The organism is Salinivibrio costicola subsp. alcaliphilus, assembly GCF_001996185.1.
Taxonomy (GTDB): Bacteria; Pseudomonadota; Gammaproteobacteria; order Enterobacterales; family Vibrionaceae; genus Salinivibrio; species Salinivibrio costicola.
In genome coordinates, this window is sequence record NZ_MUFR01000183.1 from 1 (window position 1) to 316 (window position 316).

The 316-nt window shown below is 38.6% G+C and carries 1 pseudogene; it reads right to left on the reverse strand.

Annotation, left to right across the window (positions count from 1 at the left end):
• Positions 1-190: 190 nt before the first annotated feature.
• Positions 191-316 (reverse strand): annotated as a pseudogene (locus tag BZJ21_RS16775) (IS630 family transposase); the annotation flags it as partial.

Genomic DNA, 316 nt, shown 5'->3' on the forward strand with positions numbered 1-316 from the left:
GAAATGCATAAATGGACTTTTATCTTCTGTCATTTTTAATCTCCTAAACGTTAGGAGACCATTAAATCGCACTGAAAATGATCAACAAATTGATCCTTTATTTTCACTTATTTTAATTAATAAATATGGCATAACGCACGGTTTTTAGCCTTAAGTGACAACTAAGTCATTAAATTGCTAGCCCAGGCGTGGCGCGGATCTTCATGCGTTTTCCCTGATTCTCGGGCTTGAGTTTTTCAGCAGTTGCGTAGTCTTCAAGATGACGCCGTACTGTTGTTTCGTTAATACGCAATGCTTGAGAAATCATCGCAGCGCT